Origin of the sequence: Pseudovibrio sp. W64 (assembly GCF_001623145.1) — a bacterium.
Classification (GTDB): Bacteria; Pseudomonadota; Alphaproteobacteria; order Rhizobiales; family Stappiaceae; genus Pseudovibrio.
The window spans coordinates 71,443-72,857 of the sequence record NZ_LMCI01000034.1 but is presented as its reverse complement, the minus strand read 5'-3'; the positions used below and the strand labels follow the sequence as shown (position 1 = coordinate 72,857).

Here is a 1,415-nt window from a genome sequence, read left to right as displayed (position 1 = left end):
TTCGCCCCTCCTACCCCCTCCAAATACCCTTTCAACTTAATACTGGAAAAGCTGTGAATGCCGTCACTAGCCGTCAGAGACAAGGCTTTCTGTGAGGTTTCAAATCTCAATAGCTGTCAACCAATCGTCAAAGCCCGTCAGAGCTCAATTGCACTTTCTCAGTATTTAACAAAACCATTTGCCGCTTTCTCTTTTGCCTATTCACCAGCACTACGCCGAGAAGGCATAGCCCAAGTCCCACCCCAACGACCAAATCAATCCGTTCTCCAAGAATAAAGAACCCCATCAATACGCCTACACCCGCACGCAGATAAGCTTGACTAGCAACACCCAAAGCACCAAGCGTTCTCATAAGTCGAAAGTACAAAATCAGAGCAATGCCAGTGCTGAATAATCCAAGGATCAAAACAGAGGAAAGCGCTTCTATCGAAGGGCGCAACTCCCACGGTTGCTCCATTACAAGGCTTAATGGGATAAGAAACAGACAAGCCCAAATCATTGTTCCACTAGCAACCACAACCGGCGACAAATCAGAGAACCGTTTTCCATAAACAGCTGCACAACCATATAAGAATGCACCAGCCAAGGCGGCTAACTGGCCTACAACTTGAGCTCCTACCCCTTCCAAAACATTAAAACCTACAATAAGAACAACACCCAAGAGCCCTACAAAAGCACCCAGAATTTGCAAAGGTGCTACACTCAGCTGCAAAGAATTGCACAACAAAATCAAGATAACAAAGAGTGGCGACGTTGAATTCAATACGCTCGCCATCCCACTATCTATACGCTGCTGCCCCCACGCCAACACCGTCCAAGCTAAGATGCTATTGAAGCAAGCTTGTATCAGTAGATGCTGCCAAATCTTCAGGTCTCTCGGCAATTTCTCCCTTTGCAGCACCAAAATGCTTGCAAGGAAAACTGCTGCAATCAAAACGCGCGCCGCGATGACAGTCACAGGCGGTATTTCCTGCACGGCTATTTTGATGAGTAAATAGGACGAGCCCCAAAGAAACGCGAGCACACCAAGAAGCACATATTCAAACCAATATTTTGAGCCTGCATCGTTCACAGATAAACCTCCTAGGAATTTTCGGAAGCCTAGCATTCTTGGCCACTCCAATAATTCAATCATGGTCGAACTATGCAACCTGATATTTAGATCAAAAAAGGCCTGAGAAGCATCACGCTTCCCAAGCCAGAATATTCCGTGAGAGGCAATGCCCCTCTTCATTCCATATTTTTAGTCTTTGGAGACTTCCAGCGCGCAAGGTTCGAGCAGCTCGGAAATCTTCTCGCTACTTCCCTGCACATCTTCAATGTGATTGCGCACAGTATCAAACAGCGTCAGCAACGCTTCATATTCCTGTGTGTGCTCCATGCGCTCACTCAGGACCACACTCATGGAATAAACC

General features: G+C 46.7%; 1 protein-coding gene. It reads right to left on the bottom strand.

What is annotated here, in order from left to right:
- Positions 1 to 127 precede the first annotated feature (127 nt).
- Positions 128 to 1,072 (bottom strand): DMT family transporter, encoded by a 945-nt coding sequence (locus tag PsW64_RS14770; protein WP_063304155.1) that lies wholly within the window; start codon positions 1,070 to 1,072, stop codon positions 128 to 130.
- Positions 1,073 to 1,415: the final 343 nt, after the last annotated feature.